13 protein-coding genes are annotated in these 17851 nt (G+C 46.0%); 8 read left to right on the top strand and 5 right to left on the bottom strand.

Features of this window, described 5'->3' with window-relative positions:
* Positions 1–2: 2 nt before the first annotated feature.
* Entirely contained in the window at positions 3–1505 is a 1503-nt protein-coding gene (locus tag FN831_RS05200; RefSeq protein WP_142527141.1) for a DEAD/DEAH box helicase, read from the bottom strand.
* A gap of 83 nt (positions 1506–1588) precedes the next feature.
* On the opposite strand from FN831_RS05200, the gene FN831_RS05205 reads away from it, so the two are divergent.
* The 5 genes from FN831_RS05205 to FN831_RS05225 all read left to right on the top strand — a co-directional run bounded on the left by FN831_RS05205 (position 1589) and on the right by FN831_RS05225 (position 11303).
* Entirely contained in the window at positions 1589–2188 is a 600-nt protein-coding gene (locus FN831_RS05205) for an RNA polymerase sigma factor (protein ID WP_142527142.1), read from the top strand.
* Positions 2189–2274: 86 nt separating this feature from the next.
* On the top strand, positions 2275–3546 hold the full coding sequence (locus FN831_RS05210; protein WP_142527143.1) for a FecR family protein: 1272 nt from the start codon (positions 2275–2277) through the stop codon (positions 3544–3546).
* 286 nt (positions 3547–3832) lie between these two features.
* The gene (locus tag FN831_RS05215; protein ID WP_221931271.1) at positions 3833–7177 is read left to right on the top strand and encodes a TonB-dependent receptor; all 3345 of its coding nucleotides are present in this window, start codon (positions 3833–3835) and stop codon (positions 7175–7177) included.
* A 10-nt stretch (positions 7178–7187) separates the two neighbouring features.
* A complete protein-coding gene (locus tag FN831_RS05220; protein WP_142527145.1) occupies positions 7188–8999 on the top strand; it encodes a RagB/SusD family nutrient uptake outer membrane protein in 1812 nt (603 codons plus the stop codon).
* A 27-nt stretch (positions 9000–9026) separates the two neighbouring features.
* Complete coding sequence (locus FN831_RS05225) at positions 9027–11303, top strand: GH92 family glycosyl hydrolase (RefSeq protein WP_142527146.1); 2277 nt, start codon at positions 9027–9029, stop codon at positions 11301–11303.
* Between the two features lie 181 nt (positions 11304–11484).
* Here the strand turns inward: FN831_RS05225 and FN831_RS05230 are convergent, their stop codons facing one another.
* Positions 11485–13095: a Na+/H+ antiporter gene (locus tag FN831_RS05230; protein ID WP_142527147.1), complete on the bottom strand. Its 1611-nt coding sequence runs from the start codon at positions 13093–13095 to the stop codon at positions 11485–11487.
* 164 nt (positions 13096–13259) lie between these two features.
* The gene (locus FN831_RS05235; RefSeq protein WP_142527148.1) at positions 13260–14231 is read right to left on the bottom strand and encodes an NAD(P)H-quinone oxidoreductase; all 972 of its coding nucleotides are present in this window, start codon (positions 14229–14231) and stop codon (positions 13260–13262) included.
* A gap of 143 nt (positions 14232–14374) precedes the next feature.
* On the opposite strand from FN831_RS05235, the gene FN831_RS27625 reads away from it, so the two are divergent.
* A complete protein-coding gene (locus FN831_RS27625; protein WP_221931272.1) occupies positions 14375–14725 on the top strand; it encodes a DUF5763 domain-containing protein in 351 nt (116 codons plus the stop codon).
* A gap of 12 nt (positions 14726–14737) precedes the next feature.
* Here the strand turns inward: FN831_RS27625 and FN831_RS05245 are convergent, their stop codons facing one another.
* A complete protein-coding gene (locus tag FN831_RS05245) occupies positions 14738–15652 on the bottom strand; it encodes a helix-turn-helix domain-containing protein (protein WP_142527149.1) in 915 nt (304 codons plus the stop codon).
* Between the two features lie 176 nt (positions 15653–15828).
* Positions 15829–16602: an SDR family NAD(P)-dependent oxidoreductase gene (locus FN831_RS05250; RefSeq protein WP_317132077.1), complete on the bottom strand. Its 774-nt coding sequence runs from the start codon at positions 16600–16602 to the stop codon at positions 15829–15831.
* Between the two features lie 251 nt (positions 16603–16853).
* Between FN831_RS05250 and FN831_RS05255 the strand changes: the two genes are divergently transcribed.
* Both FN831_RS05255 and FN831_RS05260 read left to right on the top strand, forming a co-directional pair.
* Positions 16854–17363 (top strand): GNAT family N-acetyltransferase, encoded by a 510-nt coding sequence (locus tag FN831_RS05255; protein WP_142527151.1) that lies wholly within the window; start codon positions 16854–16856, stop codon positions 17361–17363.
* The gene (locus tag FN831_RS05260; RefSeq protein ID WP_142527152.1) at positions 17360–17851 is read left to right on the top strand and encodes a MarR family winged helix-turn-helix transcriptional regulator; all 492 of its coding nucleotides are present in this window, start codon (positions 17360–17362) and stop codon (positions 17849–17851) included. Before FN831_RS05255 ends, FN831_RS05260 begins: the two co-directional genes overlap by 4 nt.

The following is a 17851-nucleotide window of genomic DNA, read 5'->3' on the forward strand; positions in this document are numbered from 1 at the left end:
CGTTAAACCGCGGTTTTTAACAGCATTCTTCTGCCCATGATCTTGCGGATCAGCAGTTGCAGTTTTGCTTCATAATCTTCCCGTAACCACTCCGTGTAATTTTTGGTTACACGTCCCAGGCATTTGGCATACTGTTTAATACGCCAGTCGATCTCGCGTGATAGCGCAGTGGTCAGTTCAATCGCCTCCGCAATACTGCTGCTGTTATCTGCACACATCAGCGCATGCTGACGGATAGAGTCGCGTATCACAATTTTTGCTTTAAGACCATTGTCCATTGCAGACTGGTGTGCCGCCTGTATATCAAATGATACCTCCAAACTGTTTGGAAACAGGGAACGCATGTCTGATGAAATCTGGTGCGCCTGGTAACTTGTCTGGGTATTCAGGCTTGCATAAAATGCTTCCGGGTTTTCAAAAACAAAGCTCCAGTCGATCTCCGCATTCCACTCACCAAAGCGGTCGGTATTATTTCCGAGGTCGATGATCGTAAAAGTCTTTTTCTGCGGCAGCCGCCTTGAACCGCGTCCGATCATCTGGTGATATAAAGTAATAGACGTGGTAGCCCTATTGAGGATGACTGTTTGTATTGTGGGCTCATCAAAGCCTGTGGTGAGGATAGAAACCGAAGTAAGTATTGCGCCTCTTGTTTTCTTAAACCATTTCAGAATCTCTGTCCTTTCTGCCGGACTGGTTTGATTGTCCAGATGGCGGATAGGGTAGCCCAGCGCTGAGAACACTTCGTATACCTTCCTCGATGTAAAAATACCATTGTTAAAAATCAGTGTTTTTTTGTTTTTAGCGTGCGATTCATAGGCATGTACCAGCAAGTCTACCATTGCCTGCGAGCTGTAAAGCTCATCAGATGTGCTTACCGTAAAATCACCATGCAAGCCTGTCTTAAGGGTGTTCAGTTCAACATCGTAGCGCCATGTGGTTGGCCTGGCCAGATAACCCTGACTGATTAACGATCCGATCTGCTCGCCTATGATCAGTTCATCATAGTTTTTATGCATCGGCAGATTGATGTCTGAGCTCAGGGGAGTGGCGGTTACCCCGATGATCGCTGCATTTGTAAATTTACCCAGCAGCTTCTGGAAAGAGTTATGATGCGCTTCATCAACGATGATCAGCCCAATCGTACTGGTGTCGATCAGGCCATCACTGATACGGTTTTTCAAAGTCTCTACCATCGCCACATAACAGGGATAAGCTTCTTTTCGGGATATCCTTTTTACTGCACTGTTGATCACTTTATTGGTGATGCCCAGCATTTGCAGTGCAGCAGAAGTTTGCCTGCACAGTTCGGTACGGTGCGTGAGCACAATAACTTTCTTTTGATATTTTTGAATATACCTGCCGGCAATTTCTGAAAAGATCATTGTTTTCCCGCCGCCGGTAGGCAATTGGTAAAGCAGCCGGCACTTGCTTCCGCGCTGTTCAAGTTTTTCAAAAAGTGTGTGGATATCCTTTTCCTGGTAATGGTATAGTTGTCTGGTCGGCATATTGCTGTAATAATTTCCAAAGATAAACTGACAGACGTAAAGAATGTTTTGGTTATCTTCGATAACTATTACGACCAAATAGCATGTACGCAGAGCAACCAAACCATGATAGCCCGGAAAGAGAACTTTTACACAAAGTTGCCTTGGGTGACCAGAAGGCATTTACCGAACTGTTTGAACAGCATCAGACTTTAGTTTATGATTTTGCGCTCAGGTTAACACGTTCAAAATCCCGGGGAGAGGAGATCGTACAGGATGTTTTTATCAAATTATGGGTAAACAGGGCGGAGATAGAGCGCATCCAGAATCTGGCTGCCTACATCAACCGCATGGCGAGAAATTATAGTTATACCGCCCTGCGCAAAATCGCCGCAGAAACACTGAGGACAGTGGAACTTGCAGAACCTGAGATGGCGGGCCCAAGTGATGCTGAGCACAGGTTGTTATACAACGAATCTGCTAAAATACTGCAAACGGCAGTGGACATATTACCACCCCAGCGGAAACTGGTTTATGAAATGTGCCATGAGCAGGGCCTCAAATATGAAGAGGTTGCTGCTAAACTGAACATCTCGCCGGGAACGGTTCATAAACATATGAAACTGGCGCTCAAATCCATCAGAACCTATTTTCATGATATGGATGCCACAATTCTCATTTTTATCTTCTTTATTAAGAGGTGATTACCTGGTTTGTGAAAATTATTTTTTATTCTCTTACCCCTGTTTCTCTTTTGATGCGTCAGGTAATAAAAGAGACAGTAACGTAAATGAATACAGATACGAGGATACAATTTCTGTTCAGCCGGTATGTGAGTGGCGAGGCCACTCCGGATGAAACTGTTGAATTTTTTTTGCTCCTGAACGATGCAAAATATAAGGCAGTTTTTCATCAGCTGATGGACCAGTACCTGATAGAAACAACATTCAGCAATGGCCTCAATGAAGAGCAGAAAACCGGTATTCTTCAGGAGATTTTTAAGGCACCAGAACCTGTAACTGCAGCTGCTGAAACATCTGTTCCTTTGCCGCTGCCGGGCGCAGTGCAATCCTTCCCTTTATGGCGGAAAATGCTTGGTGCCGCTATTGTCCTGATCACTCTTTCTGCTGCAGTATTTTTTATCAGCAGACCAAAAAGGGAAACACCCATCACATATACAGAGTACAAGGGAGAACTGAAACCCGGTGGAAATAAAGCTACTTTAACACTTAACGATGGCACAAAACTATGCCTCAGTGATGCTGCAAACGGAAAACTTGCCCAGCAGGGAAACGTGCGCATCAGGAAATCGGCTGAGGGCCGCATCATCTATGAAATCACAGCTCCTGAAAATAAGGTTCAAACCAACGCGGAAAACGAACCTCAGTATAATATTGTCTCGACACCTGCAGGCGGCCAGTACCAGGTTCTTTTGCCAGATGGAACCCGTGTCTGGCTCAATGCAGCATCTTCTTTAAAATACCCTGTCTCATTTGCGGCACTGAAAGAACGCAGGGTTGAGCTCAGTGGCGAAGCCTATTTTGAAGTTGCAAAAATAAACCGTGGCAGGGGCAGGTTGCCCTTCCTGGTCAAAAGCAGCGGACAGGAAGTGGAGGTATTGGGAACGCATTTCAATATCAATACCTACAAAGAAGAAAAAGCTGCGGTGACCACATTGCTGGAGGGCAGTGTGCGTGTAAGCCGGGCAGGTGCTTTTGCAGCGGTGATCGCTCCGGGCGAGCAGGCCATAGTTAATGAGGGGATAAAGATCAGCAGGGCTGATACCAGCACTGCTGTAGCCTGGAAGAACGGGATCTTTAAGTTTGATCATGCAGATATATATACCGTCATGAACCAGTTATCGAGATGGTATGATCTCGATGTAGAATACCGGGGGAAAGCGCCGGAAAACAAGTTTAATGGCGAAGTATACCGCAATATGGACGCCTCAAAGGCATTCAGGATCCTGAGCCTCGCCAGAATTAACTTCAGGCTGGAAACACCGCTGAACCACCAGGGAAGAAAGAAAATTGTCATCACACAGCAACAGAAAATGCCCTGATCAACTGATTAAATTTAAACTAACCAAATTATAAACCTTCAAACCAGTATGAACATGAGAATACATCTACGATGTTGTAGTTAAACCTGCGCGGGACTTAAAGAAGGCCGGACAATGCTTGGAACCATTGCCCGGCAAAAGATTTGAGCTAATCCCATCCGGTTACGAACCGGAAATAAAAACCTGAATTTCCTGCATTAACCCAAACCCATTCAAAAGTATGAAAATAAATGCTTTTTACCCCGGTGTGTCTAAACTAAAGATATGCCCTAAACTGCTATTGATCATGAAACTTACAACTTTCATTCTCATGATAGCCCTTGTACAGGCAAGCGCTTCCGTTGTGGCGCAAAGAATAAACCTTAAACAGCGTAACCAGCCGCTTTCTGCAGCTTTAAAAAGCATCAAAAGTCAGACCGGATATGTTTTCCTCAGCAATGATTTTGACCCGGCCACAGAAATAGTATCCGTTAACCTGAGCAACGCTACGCTTGAAGAGGCTTTATCCTCCTGTCTCAGGCCATTGGATGTTACTTATAATATTATTGATAAAACGATTCTGCTGTCTAAAAACGCGGGTTATGCCGCAAAAGCCGCTGATATTGTTGTCCGTGGTATTGTGAAGGATGAGGGTGGCGTGGCCATTCCCGGAGCGAGTGTAAGAGTAAAGGGAACACAGCTCGTAGCGGCCACAGATGTAAACGGCAGCTTCAGCATTACTGTACCTTCCCAGGCTTCGGTACTGGTGATCACCTATGTGGGATACCAGAGCAGCGAAATTACGGTAGGCACGCAGAAGACCATCGCTGTGCAGCTTAAACCAGACAACAATGCACTGGAAGAGGTTGCCGTAGTGGGCTTTGGTGTACAGCGCAAAGTGTCGCTGATCGGTGCCCAGTCTACCATCAGCGGAACCGAACTTAAACAGCCGGTAGCAAGTGTAACACAGTCCCTGGCAGGAAGGCTTGCCGGCGTAGTAGGAGTACAGCGGAGCGGCGAGCCGGGCAGGACTACTGCTGATATCTTTATCCGCGGGATCGCCACTTTTGGCGGGAATTCAAGCAGTCCGCTGGTACTGGTGGACGGGGTTGAAAGATCCATTGATAACATTGATCCTGAGGATATCGAATCCTTCACCGTACTGAAAGATGCTTCGGGCACAGCAGTATATGGTGTAAGGGGCGCAAATGGGGTGATCATCGTAAAAACCAAAGTAGGTAAAGTGGGCAAACCACAAATCCTGTTCGACTACAATGAGGGGGTGACTACCTTTACCAAGCGCCCTGAACTGGCCGATGGGATTACCTATATGAACCTCGCCAACGAGGCCAGTCTTGGCCGGGGCTTGCCGGCAGCCTATACGCAGGATTATATCAACAAAACGGCCTCGGGCGCAGATCCGCTGTTATATCCGAATGTAGACTGGATTGATGCTCTGTTTAACAAATACAGTCATACCAGGAGGGCTAACCTGAATGCTTCGGGCGGGGTAGATAACGCTCAGTATTATGTTTCCCTGGCCTATTACAACGAAACGGGCTACCTCAAAACTGACGACCTTTCCCAGTACAATTCAGACCTGAATTTTAAACGCTATAATTTTACGAGCAACCTGAACCTTAAATTAACAGGGACTACAAAGTTAGATCTGGGTATCCAGGGCTATGTTTCTACCGGAAACTACCCCTCGATCAACACGGCAGATATATTCCGTTCTGCGCTGGACGCTTCACCGGTAGCTTATCCGATCATGTATCCCGGTGGATTTGTTCCCGGGCAATCCTCCAACGGAGGATTCAGGAATCCCTATGCAGATTTAACCACCCGTGGCTACAGAACAGAATTTGAGAGTTTGCTCAACACAAATTTAAGGCTCACACAGGACCTGAAGTTTATCACCGAAGGGCTGACTGCAACAGCCATGCTGGCATTTGATTCAAAAAACAGCAACGATGTAAACCGGTCTAAACGCCAGAGCACCTTCTTCCCGGTAAATGTACCGGGCACGGATTCACCTTATAAACCGGATGGGACACTAAACCTGCAGCAAACTTATACCAGCACGCAGAATTATCTGGGATATGATCCTTCAAGAGATGGTAACCGCCAGTTTTATAATGAGGCGGCGGTGAATTACGACCGGACTTATGGAAAACACCGCCTTGGCGGATTGGTGCTGGGTTATTCGATCGATCAGACTTATCCTTTTGCAGGAGATTTTACTTCTTCTATTCCTTTCCGGCAGATCGGCCTTGCCGCCCGTACCACCTATTCCTATGATGACAGATATTTTGCAGAGCTGAACATCGGCTATAATGGTACCGAGTTGTTCTCACCACAGAACAGGTATGGCACATTCCCCGCATTTGGCGTAGGCTGGGTGCCTTCCAATGAGGAGTTCTTTAAGCCTTTAAAAAATGTCATCAATTTCCTGAAATTCAGGTATTCTGACGGGAAAACCGGGATTGGCAGGATTGCAAATTCCAGTCTTGTAGGACGGCGCTTTGCCTACCTTACCCTCGTATCTGACGGGGCTACGGGATACCAGCTGGGCAAGAATTTCAATAACCCGGGCGGTATCCAGGTAAGCGATTATGGTGTGGATATCCGCTGGGCTGAATCGCGCAAGCAGGACCTGGGCATGGAGATCAAGACGCTGAACAACAACCTGAGCCTGATCGTGGATCTTTTTAAGGAGAACAGAACAGGGATCTTCCTGCAGCGGCAGTCCATTCCGGGTTATGTGGGACTGGTATCGCAGCCATACGGAAACCTTGGTATCGTAGATAACCGGGGCATTGACCTTACTTTAGATTATAATGCCAAACTGGGGCAGGTAGACGTAGGTTTTCACGGAACCTTCACCTATACCAGGGATAAACTGATTGAAGATGACCTGCCTCCGCAGCCTTATCCATGGCTGAACCACCGGGGCAATAACATCCTGGCAAGATATGGCTATCAGGCACTGGGACTGTTTAGCAGTCAGGCAGAAATTGACGCCAGTCCGGTTCCCGGATCAAAATCACTCATTAAACCGGGGGATATCAAATATGCCGACCTGAACGGGGATGGACTGATCAACTCCTTTGACCAGACCAAGATCGGACGAGGCGATGTGCCCAATAAAGTTTACGGGTTTGGGTTTAATGTAGGATACAAGGGCTTTGGGCTCAGCACTTTCTTCCAGGGGATCAGCGGTGCTGATATCGCCCTCGGCGGATCTGCCATACAGCCCTTTAACGGTAACGGCGGGCTGAGCAATGCCTATGCGATTATTTCAGACCGCTGGACACCGGAAAATCCACGGCAGGATGCCTTTTATCCGCGTTTAGCCTTTGGGCAGGACCAGAATTTCAATAATACACAGAACAGTTCGTGGTGGATCAAAAAAGTAGATTTTATCCGCCTGAAATCGGCACAGCTGAGCTATAACCTGCCAAAAGACCTTTCAAAAAAACTGCATGTGGGCAACACGGCAATCTACCTGATCGGGGCCAATCTGTTTACCTGGAGCGGCTTCAAACTTTGGGACCCTGAACTGAATACCAATAACAGCAACAATACCGCTGATGGTTCCAAATATCCGATCAATGCTACCCTGTCACTCGGTCTCAATGTTAAATTTTAATGCTACTGATATGAAAAGATATATTTATACCGCTGTAATACTGTGCCTCACTGTGGCAACTTCCTGTAAAAAGGGATTTCTGGATCAGGTTCCTGATGACAGGTTAACCCTTGATCAAACCTTTACCACGCGTGCTACCGCGGAGAAGTTCCTCAATAATGTATATTCCAGTGTCCCTGATGAATTTGGGCAGAGGAACCCTGCGGGCGAGTCCAATGCAGGGATGTGGACCGGCGGATCTGACGAAGCCGAATTCCTCTGGAGTTTTGTACAAAGCAACAGCATGAACCTGGGCAACTGGGATTCAAACTCAGGGTTTGTGAGCGGGTACTGGAACAATTTCTATAAGTCCATCCGCTCTGCCAGTTTCTTTATGGCCAATATTGATAAGGTGAACCAGGATATTACCCCGGCGATCATCACCCAGTACAAGGCTGAAGCGCGCGCACTGAGGGCCATCTATTACTTTTACCTGGTACGTTTATACGGGCCGGTGGTGATCCTTGGTGAAAATGTGATTGAGCCTGACGCCCCCGCAGACAGCTTCCGTTTGCCCCGTAATACCTTTGATGAGTGTATCAGCTATATCACTACTGAGCTGCAGGCTGCTGCTGCGGACCTGCCGGTTGTTCCTGTGAATGACAATAATTACGGTCGTATCACCAAAGGCATAGCCATGGCTTTCAGGGCACAGGCACTGCTGTTAAATGCCAGTCCGCTTTATAACGGAAACAGTGATCTCTCTTCGCTGCAGAATAAAGATGGCAAACAACTGCTGAGCAGCACCTTTGATGCCAGCAAATGGAAGAAAGCCAGTGATGCGTATAAAGAATACCTTGCCCAGTTTGGCAGTACCTACAGCCTGTACAAAGAAAGCAATGCAGACCCTGCACTGGCTGCTTACCTGTCCTGCAGAAATGTTTTCCTGGTACAATGGAATTCGGAGGTAATCTTTGCACGCCCCGGCTCTTCGATCGGGCCGCGCCAGTATGAAATGACACCCTATCACAGCGGCTTTAACTCGGATTCCCGTGCCTCGGGAGCACTGGGTGCCACACAGGTGCAGGTAGATGCGTTTTTTATGGCCAACGGTAAAAGCATTGATGATGCTTCATCAGGTTATGTGACCTCGGGTTATACAGATTATAAACCAGTTGGTGCGCCTGAAGCGAGAAGCACGTATAACCAGTGGGTGAACCGCGAGCCACGCTTTTATGTAAATATTACCTACGACAACAGCATCTGGTTAAACGTAAACAATGGTTTGATTACCACAAGATTGTACAATACCGGTAACTCAGGTAAAAAAACAGGGGGAGGTGATTATTGCCCTACCGGATATGTAGTGCGCAAGGCGATGGGACTGGGCAAATGGGACGAAAACAACCGCCCGGTGATACTGTACCGACTGGCTAATGTTTACCTGGATTATGCGGAGGCCCTGAATGAATCCACTCCGGGTGATCCGGATATCCTCAGGTATCTGAACCTGATCCGGGAAAGGGCAGGTATCCCGCAATACGGTTCGGCAGGTCTTTCTGCTCCGGGCGACCAGGCGGCCATGCGTTTGGCGATCAGGAAAGAACGCAGGGTAGAACTATGCTTTGAGAACGTTCGTTTTTTTGATACACGCCGCTGGAAAATTGCCGAGCAAACGGATAACGGCCCCATCACAGGCTTAAATATCGGTGCCGATCTGCCGGATTTTTTACAGGTTGTACCATTTGAAACAAGGGTTTTCAATAAACGACATTATTTATTTCCAATCCCGTCAAAAGATGTAAATTCAGATAATCTTTTGGTTCAGAATCCTGGCTGGTAAGATTTAACCTGCCTTAAATACAGATATATGCTAACGAAACTCAAGCCGGTCATTTTTATCATGTTATACAGTTCTGCTGCCTTTGCCCAGCAAAAAGATCTGGTAAGCTACGTCAATACCCTGCAGGGCACAAACTCCCGGCACGAACTGACCAGGGGCAATACTTATCCGACTACTGCACTGCCTTTTGGTATGCATACCTGGAGTCCTCAAACCGGAAAAAACGGGGATGGCTGGAAGTACCAGTACCACAAAGATCGTATCCGTGGCTTTCAGCAGGCACATCAGTGCAGTTCATGGACGCGGGATTACGCGGTATTTTCCTTTATGCCAATGACAGATCAGCTCACTGTAAATGAGAATGAACGTGAAGCGCAATTCAGCCATGCTGATGAAACCGCGAAACCCAATTATTATAAAGTGCGTTTTGCAAATCAGATCACAACGGAGATCTCTCCTTCAGAACGCGGGGCTCATCTGCGTTTCAGCTATCCCAAAGGCAAGAAAAGCTTTCTGGTGCTGGATGGTTATACAGGGCTCAGCGGTGTGCAGATCTATCCTGCGGAGCATAAGATCAGCGGCTATGTACATAATGGCGAAGGTTTTAAAAAAGGTTTCCGGAATTTCTTTGTTGCTGTATTTGACCAGCCTTTTAAATCTTTCGGAACCTGGGAAAACCGAAAGAATACGGTGCAGGAAAAAGCCCTTGCCGCCGAAGGGGAGGGGAAAGGTGCTTACATTGAGTTTGAGGCAGGAGTCAGAGTACAGGTAAAAGTAGCTTCTTCCTATATCAGTGATGAACAGGCGGCACTTAATCTAAGCACTGAGCTGGGCAAGGATCAAACGCTGGAAGACACCAAAGCAAAAGCCGCAGCCGTCTGGAACCGGTCGCTTGGAAAGATCCTTGTTGAAGGAGGATCTGAAGAAGATAAAGCTACTTTCTATTCCTGTTTTTTTAGGGCAAGCCTGTTTTCAAGGAAATTTTATGAGCTGGGCAAGGACGGGAAACCGTATTATTTCAGTCCCTATGATGCCAAAATACACGATGGGTATATGTTTACGGATACAGGCTTCTGGGATACCTTCAGGGCCCAGTTCCCGCTGAACACTCTCTTGCAGCCAGAAATGCATGGCCGGTATATGAATGCCCTGCTGGATGCCTACCAGCAATGCGGCTGGCTGCCCTCCTGGTCGTTCCCAAGTGAGGCAGGTAGTATGATTGGCAATCATGCAATATCCTTACTGGCGGATGCCTGGGCAAAAGGTATCCATACTTTTGATCCTGAATTGGCGCTAAAAGCGTATTTGCATGAAGCTAAAAATAAAGGTCCATGGGGCCCGGCTAACGGTCGCGACGGATGGAAGGAATACGATGCACTGGGATATGTGCCTTATCCGCAGTTCCGGGAAGCTACGGCAAAAACCCTGGAATATGCCTATGATGATTTCTGCGGATACCACCTGGCTCAAATGACGGGGAAACCTGGTTATGCAGAGATTTTTAAAAAGCCGATGTATAATTATAAAAATGTATACGATCCTTCAACAAGGTTTATGCGCGGGAAAGATGCCGCAGGCAACTGGGCTCCCGGTTTTGATCCTGTAGAGTGGGGCGGCCCTTTTACTGAAGGCAATGCATGGCACTGGCAGTGGTCTGTATTCCAGGATATCCATGGCCTGATCGGTTTGATGGGCGGCAATGCCAACTTTACCGCAAAACTGGATTCTGTTTTTTCTGAGCCCAGCAGGGTAAATGTTGGGAGTTACAGGGGCATGATCCATGAAATGACAGAGATGGTGATGGCCAATATGGGGCAGTATGCGCATGGGAACCAGCCGATACAACACATGGCATACCTGTATACCTATGCAGGGCAGCCCTGGAAAACACAGTTTCATACGCGGGAGATCATGAGCAGATTGTACAACGCTACCGAGAATGGCTATCCGGGCGATGAAGATCAGGGGCAGACCAGTTCATGGTATGTGCTGAGTGCAATGGGGATCTATAGCGTTACCCCGGGAACAGATCAGTATGTGCTGGGAAGCCCGGTCTTTAAGAAGATCACGCTGAACCTGGAAAACGGTAAAAAGTTTATCATTGAAGCCCCCTCCAACAGCAGGGAAAATGTATATATCAAAGCTGCAACCTTAAACGGAAAGGCTTTTACGCACAATTACATTACACATGGAGATATTGTTAATGGGGGAACGTTGAAGCTGGAAATGACGGCGCAGCCAGCGCTTAAGCGCGGACTGGCTGAAAATGATAAACCATTTTCACTTAGCGATCCTGCTCAGTAAGACAATATTTGAGGACCAGGTTATATCAGAGGGTGTACCATAAACTTATGTGCACCCTCATTTTATCTTTAACTTTTGCCCCAATCATGCGCAATTTGAATGATGAGTTACAACACCTTGAATCATCAGCTACGAGAGGTTCATATTTCAATTATGAGCTGTTTTTTTGACAAATATTCATTTATTGCCTGTCTGAGATCTTTACCTCAGCAATATCAACCTGCATTTCTTCGCTCCGTATTGCTTCATCAGAGTAGTTCTTTTCCTTTCGAATATGGAAAAGTTCAGAACGTTGCACATGATAAATGTCTTTGAGTACACGCTTGTAAACATGTAGTTCCTGTTGATCTCTTACGGCACAATCCATACAGTCCAGTTTCAGATGATTATGCTTCAGATGATTTTCAAGATCGACTTTTACTCCCAGCAACAGTGCATTCTGTTCCAGTTCAGCCTGATGTTTATCCTCGAGCTGTTTCAGCGCCACTTTTGTTAGCCTTAACCGAATTTCTGTTTCCTGCTGCTCTTCCGGCATCATTGGGTCTATTTCTTTAATTTTCAATGCCTTAATAATAAATGGCAAGGTCAGGCCCTGGAAAACCAGCGTAACGAGTATGACCACGAAGGTGATGAAGATAATCAGGTTTCTTTCCGGCATCGGCTGTCCGTTATCCAGCGTAAGCGGAAGTGAAAGCGCTGCAACAAGAGAAACCACACCACGCATCCCGGCCCAGCCGATTACAAAAACGCCTTTCCATCCCGGCGGTGCTTCATTCTTACGCACTTTTTTAAACAGCCAGCGGGGAATAAAGGTACCCGGATAAATCCAAATCAGCCTGATGAGGATCACAAGCGCACTGACCAGTAAGCCATATGTCCAGGCTTGTGCAAGGGAGTAATCACCAAGCCCTGCTACAATTGTGGGCAATCCAAGGCCGATCATTACAAAGACCAGTCCGTTGAGAATAATGGAAAGGGTGGCCCAGACATTGATGGTCTGCAGGCGGCTCTGGCCGTCTGAAAAGATTTCGTGAGAGCGATAGGAAAGAAAGAGTCCCCCGCTAACCACGGCCATTACGCCTGAAAAATGAAATTCCTCTGCTGCCAGGTACATCAGATAGGGCGAGATGATGGTAAAAGCAGAATCTATACTTGCTGTGGTTGGTAAGAAGCGGTGAATCAGATAAACGATATGTGCGACCACCAAACCTACCACTATTCCCATGACCGTCACCGTGACAAAACTGATGGCTGCTTCCTGAAAAGAAAAACCACCGGCAGTGACCACCGCCGCCAGTGCAAAACGGAATACAGTTAAACTTGATGCGTCATTTACAAGGCTTTCTCCTTCCAGAATGGTTGTAATGCGTTTAGGTACCTTTATTCCTTTCAACACCGAGGATGCCGCTATGGCATCAGGAGGGGAGATGATGCCGCCCAGCAGGAATCCTGTTGCCAGGGTAAAACCGGGAATAAAGCTTGAAGTCAGGTATGCTACAACAGTAGAGGTGAAAAATACCAGTCCAAATGCAAGCAGCGCAATTGGTCTTTTCCATTTCCAGAAGTCATTCCAGGAGGTCCACCAGGCTGCTTCATACAATAAAGGCGGCAGGAAAATCAGGAAGATCAGGTCCAGCTCTATATTGATAACCGGCATGCCGGGAATGAAACTGATGGCAAGACCGGCAAGCACCAGAAATATGGGATATGCGATCTTCACACGACGTGCCAGCAGGATCAGTAAAAATGCAGCCGAAAGAAGCAAGAGATATTGTAAAAGTCTGTAGTGCATATGATATTTAAGCTAATGCCGGATAGGATGAAATGGTATACTTATTCAACTTTCAGGCCATTGGTTATTCCGTTAATATATAATATTTTAGGGAAACAGGACAGTAACAAAAATACCGATATATCGTGATTTTACGAAGGATGAGCTGGAATTGTTTAGATTCTTCAATTGCTCAGTAGAATTATTTTCCCTGTGTGACTGCCTTCTTCCAGCGATCTGTGCGCATCCGCTGCCCGCGCTAAAGGAAATGTCTTGTAGATTACGGGTTTGAACTTGCCGCCGTTCATTAAAGGCCAAACCTTTTCGAGTATGGCCGACGTCAGGGCTTTTTTAAATGCATAATCTCTGCTTCTTAGCGTACTACCCGTAACGGTTAGCCTTTTGGTCATCACTTGAGTAATATTTAAGGGCACGTTTTTACCGCCGACGGAATTGATATACACCAACCTTCCCTCCGGGCGAAGTATATTGATATTTTTTGCGAAATAATCCCCGCCAATCATATCTAATATTACGTCGACGCCTTCATCCTTTAATATTTCTTCAAAATCGGAGCTTTTGTAATTTACATATGCATCTGCACCAAGGTTGATACATTGTGTGCCTTTTTCTTCAGAACCTACTGTGACCCATACTTTAGCACCAAACAATTTGGCAAGCTGTATGGCTGTGATGCCTATGCCACTGTTTCCCCCATGTATGAGCAGGGTATCACCTGGCTTCAGGCTTCCCCGCTCAAAAATATTTGACCATACTGTAAATACAGTTTCCGGCAGGCTGGCTGCTTCTGCAAAGGAGAAATTAACAGGAACCGGCAAGCATTGCCCTTCTTTTACGGCCACATATTCAGCATAACCTCCACCGGCAATCAGGGCACATACATGGTCGCCCTCTTTCCATAGTGTAACTTCAGGTCCGCATTTTTCTACGATTCCAGCAACCTCCATACCCGGGATATCCTGTGGGACACCAGCCGGAGGCGGATAATTACCTTCACGTTGCGCCAGGTCGGCACGGTTAAGTCCTGCTGCTTTTACTCTGATCAAAATTTCATCTGCTGCAGGCACAGGGGTGGGATATTGCCGTAGCTCTAATACTTCTGCTGCTCCCGGACGGGAGATTACAATTGCGTTCATGATGGATTGCTAATAACGTGAATAAATTGCCGGGTGATGGCGCGTTGTCAAGATAAGTTGCATCTGTACGATATCCTAATGGATTTCAGAATAATTCAAGAATAATCATTATTTTGTCTTACAATTAAAATCTTATACTGCTTATGAAGAATATTGGTCTTGTAATACTTTTTTGCAGTCTTTTGACTTTTACCAGCTCCTCGGCTAAGAAAGCAAAGACAACAATTGATAAACGTCATGCTACCTGCAGAGGAAGTGCAAACTGCAGCGCTTGCTCATCATGTAATTATTGCGGCCATTGTAATTCAGGAGGAATCTGCGGAGTTTGCTCTTCCGGCAGCTCTGGTCATGCAAGTTCTGCCGTTAAGGCCTACGCTGCGCCCAGGTCACGAAGTATCAGTGCCACCAGTTCACAATGCAAAGGCACAACAAAAAAAGGTGCCAGATGCAAGCGGATGGTTAAAGGCGGTGGATATTGCTGGCAGCACAGCTGAAATTAAATCTTGTTAGTTGAATGTTTGTCTGAATTCAAGCGGAGACAAGTCCGTTTTCTTCTTAAACAACTTATTAAAAGATTGAGGGTATTCAAATCCCAGCTGATAAGCAATTTCTCTCGCTGACAAATTGGTAGTTGTCAGCAGTTCCTTGGCTTTATCGATCAGCTTATTGTGTATGTGTTGTTGCGTGCTCTGGCCGGTTATACTTCTAAGCATGTCGCTTAAATAGTTGGTTGAGATATTCAACTGATCCGATATGTAATGCACAGTCAACAAGCCATTTTGTAATGGAGCATCTGTATTGAAATAACCCGAAAGGATCTCTTCCAGTCGCACTAATATATCGTCGTTGGCAACTTTTCTGGTGATAAACTGGCGATTATAAAACCGATCAGCGTACTGCAGCAGCAGCTCGATCTGAGCGATAATTACCTTTTGACTATAATTATCAATGTTGGACTTGTACTCTGTTTCAATGTTTTTTTGAATAGTTCCCACTATTTGCTCTTCCTCGTCTGAAAGATGAAGGGCTTCACTTAGCTGATAAGAAAAGAAACCACAGTTTCTGATCAGGCGGGCTAAAGTAAAACCGGCCAGAAAGTCCGGATGGAAAACCAGGCTTATGCCTTCCTTTGGTGAAGAATCCCCCTGCTGATGTGACATGACCTGATACGGCGATACAAAGGACATGACACCTGAATCAAAATCGTAGTATTTCTGTCCATATTTCATGCTGCCCTCAAAATTTTTTTTGATGGAAATCGCATAAAAGTCGAACATGTGTATTTCCGGTAATGTATGTGTAGGAACAGTATCTTCCAGCTGAAACACACTCACCAATGGATTTCTGGGTTTTGGCAAGCCCCAGAACTGGTGCAGTTCCCTGATGGATTTTATCAGATAGGGACCTTGTTGGTTTTTCATGATTTATATTTTATTTGTACAATCTATTTGCAGCAAATTCTGGTGCCCGGTTATACTTTTGTTAAGTTACAAAATGTGATCAGGTTTTCTGCATACTCAGTGATGTGATCAAAGAAAAAATGGCAAACAAACCAGCTGGTTTAGCTTGCCATTCGATGTCTAAAACGCAGGATAAGCTAGGCCTGATCGGTAGGACGGATCAGCACTTCGTTAATGGCAACACGTCTTGGATTGGTTACAATGAATGTAACAGCCTCTGCGATGTCTTCAGCGTGTAAACGTTCCACTTCACCGAACATGGATCTAAACCCTTCCCACTGACCGTCCTTTGCATCAAAAAGTTCTGAAACGGTAGCGCCAGGTTCAATCACTGAGAATCGTAAAGACTGTTTTGTGAATTCCTGCCTCCAGGCCTCGGTTGCAGCGGTGACCGCAAATTTAGTTGCGGTATAGATAGCCACTGCAGGCGCCGCTACCCGACCAGACACTGATGAAATATTCACAACGTCGGCAACTTTTCGTTGGCTTGTACCCACAGCAGCCAAAAGCTGCGGTAAAGCGGCCTTAGTGATATACATCAAGCCGCGCAAGTTTATGTTGACCATTTGATCCCATTCATCTAGTGGAGATGCTATAGATGGGCCGTTCATCATTACCCCAGCTGCGTTCACGAGTGTATCCAGTCTTCCAAACTGCGCTATAGTTTTTTCTATCACTTCAGATGCTTCAGCAGCTGATGTTAAGTCAGCCACTATGGAATAAGCTGTTCCGCCTGCTGCCTTAATTTTTTGCTCTAACTGCTCTAAACGTGACTTACGCCGTGCAACCAGTACTACCTGTGCACCTGCTGCGGCCAAACGAATTGCAGTTGCCTGTCCAATTCCACTGGACGCTCCGGTAATGAGCGCTACCGTTTCTCTAAGTTGTTCTGCCTTGATTTTTGTATGAATAGGTTTGAATGAAACATGCTAACCAGTTTATTGAATATCTTGTTAACTGTACAAAAGTGGGGAACTACCTGAACAGCCGATAGTCCATTTCTCTGAATAGATTATCCAAAAAGCGAGTTGCGCATAATGTTTTCTGTCTCCTAAGGTGCTTATGGCTGATTAATTGGAGCAATCTCATTCTTATGTAAGAAAATATAAAACGTTAGAATATGTGTAGTCAGATACATATATTTGAACGTAAATAGAATTGTATGAAAAATACGCTGAACATCAAACCCATTTTTAACGATCATTGTGATCAGATCATTGACCTGATTTTATCCATCCAGCAAAAAGAGTTTAACCTGACCATTACCATCAATCAGCAGCTCGATTTACTGGATATTGAAACCAACTACCACCAGGGGGGCGGCAATTTCTGGGGTGCTTTTTTAGGAGATGAGTTAGTGGGGACAATTGCATTGATCAACAGTGGCCACCAATCGGGCTGCATCCGCAAGATGTTCGTTAAAAAGGAATACCGTGGAAAGGAGTTGGGCACAGCCCAGCTGTTGCTGAATACGTTACTTCAGTTCTGCCATGAAAAAGAGATCATGCACATCTATTTAGGTACGGTACACCAGTTAAAAGCAGCACATCGATTTTATGAACGCAATGGTTTTACGCCGATCACTGTCAGTGAGTTGCCGCCATATTTTCCTTTGATGCTTACCGACAACATGTTTTATCAAATACACCAGGATCAATCAGCCGTACAATGAATATTATCAACGAATTAGGCATTTTGGCCATTGCCGCACGCCTGCAGCGTCTTGCTGAGCAGATAAGAAAAGATGGTGTGCTGATTTATAAGGCAAATGGTATCGATTTTGAACCCAAATGGTTTCCCGTCATGTACACGCTGCATGTTAAACCAATACTGAGTGTTGTTGAAGTGTCCGCAGAAATTGGCTACTCACATCCCTCTACGATCAGTTTACTGAAAGAACTCGAAAAACAAAAACTGATCAAATCCGGGAAGGACAAATCCGATGAGCGAAAACGCATGATTCAGTTAACCGAAAAAGGAAGATCGCTGATCAAACGGATGGAGCCTGTTTGGGAAGTAATGATCGCCGCCGCAGAGCAGCTGACCGAAACTGAAAATAACCTGATGAAAGCCATGGCAGAAGTGGAGCAGCAGATGGAAGTACAGAGTTTTTACCAGCGCGCCAAAGTTATTATGGCCGCGGATGAGTCGAGAAAATAA

The sequence above is a fragment of the Pedobacter westerhofensis genome, assembly GCF_900182595.1.
In the GTDB taxonomy this organism is placed as follows: domain Bacteria; phylum Bacteroidota; class Bacteroidia; order Sphingobacteriales; family Sphingobacteriaceae; genus Pedobacter; species Pedobacter westerhofensis.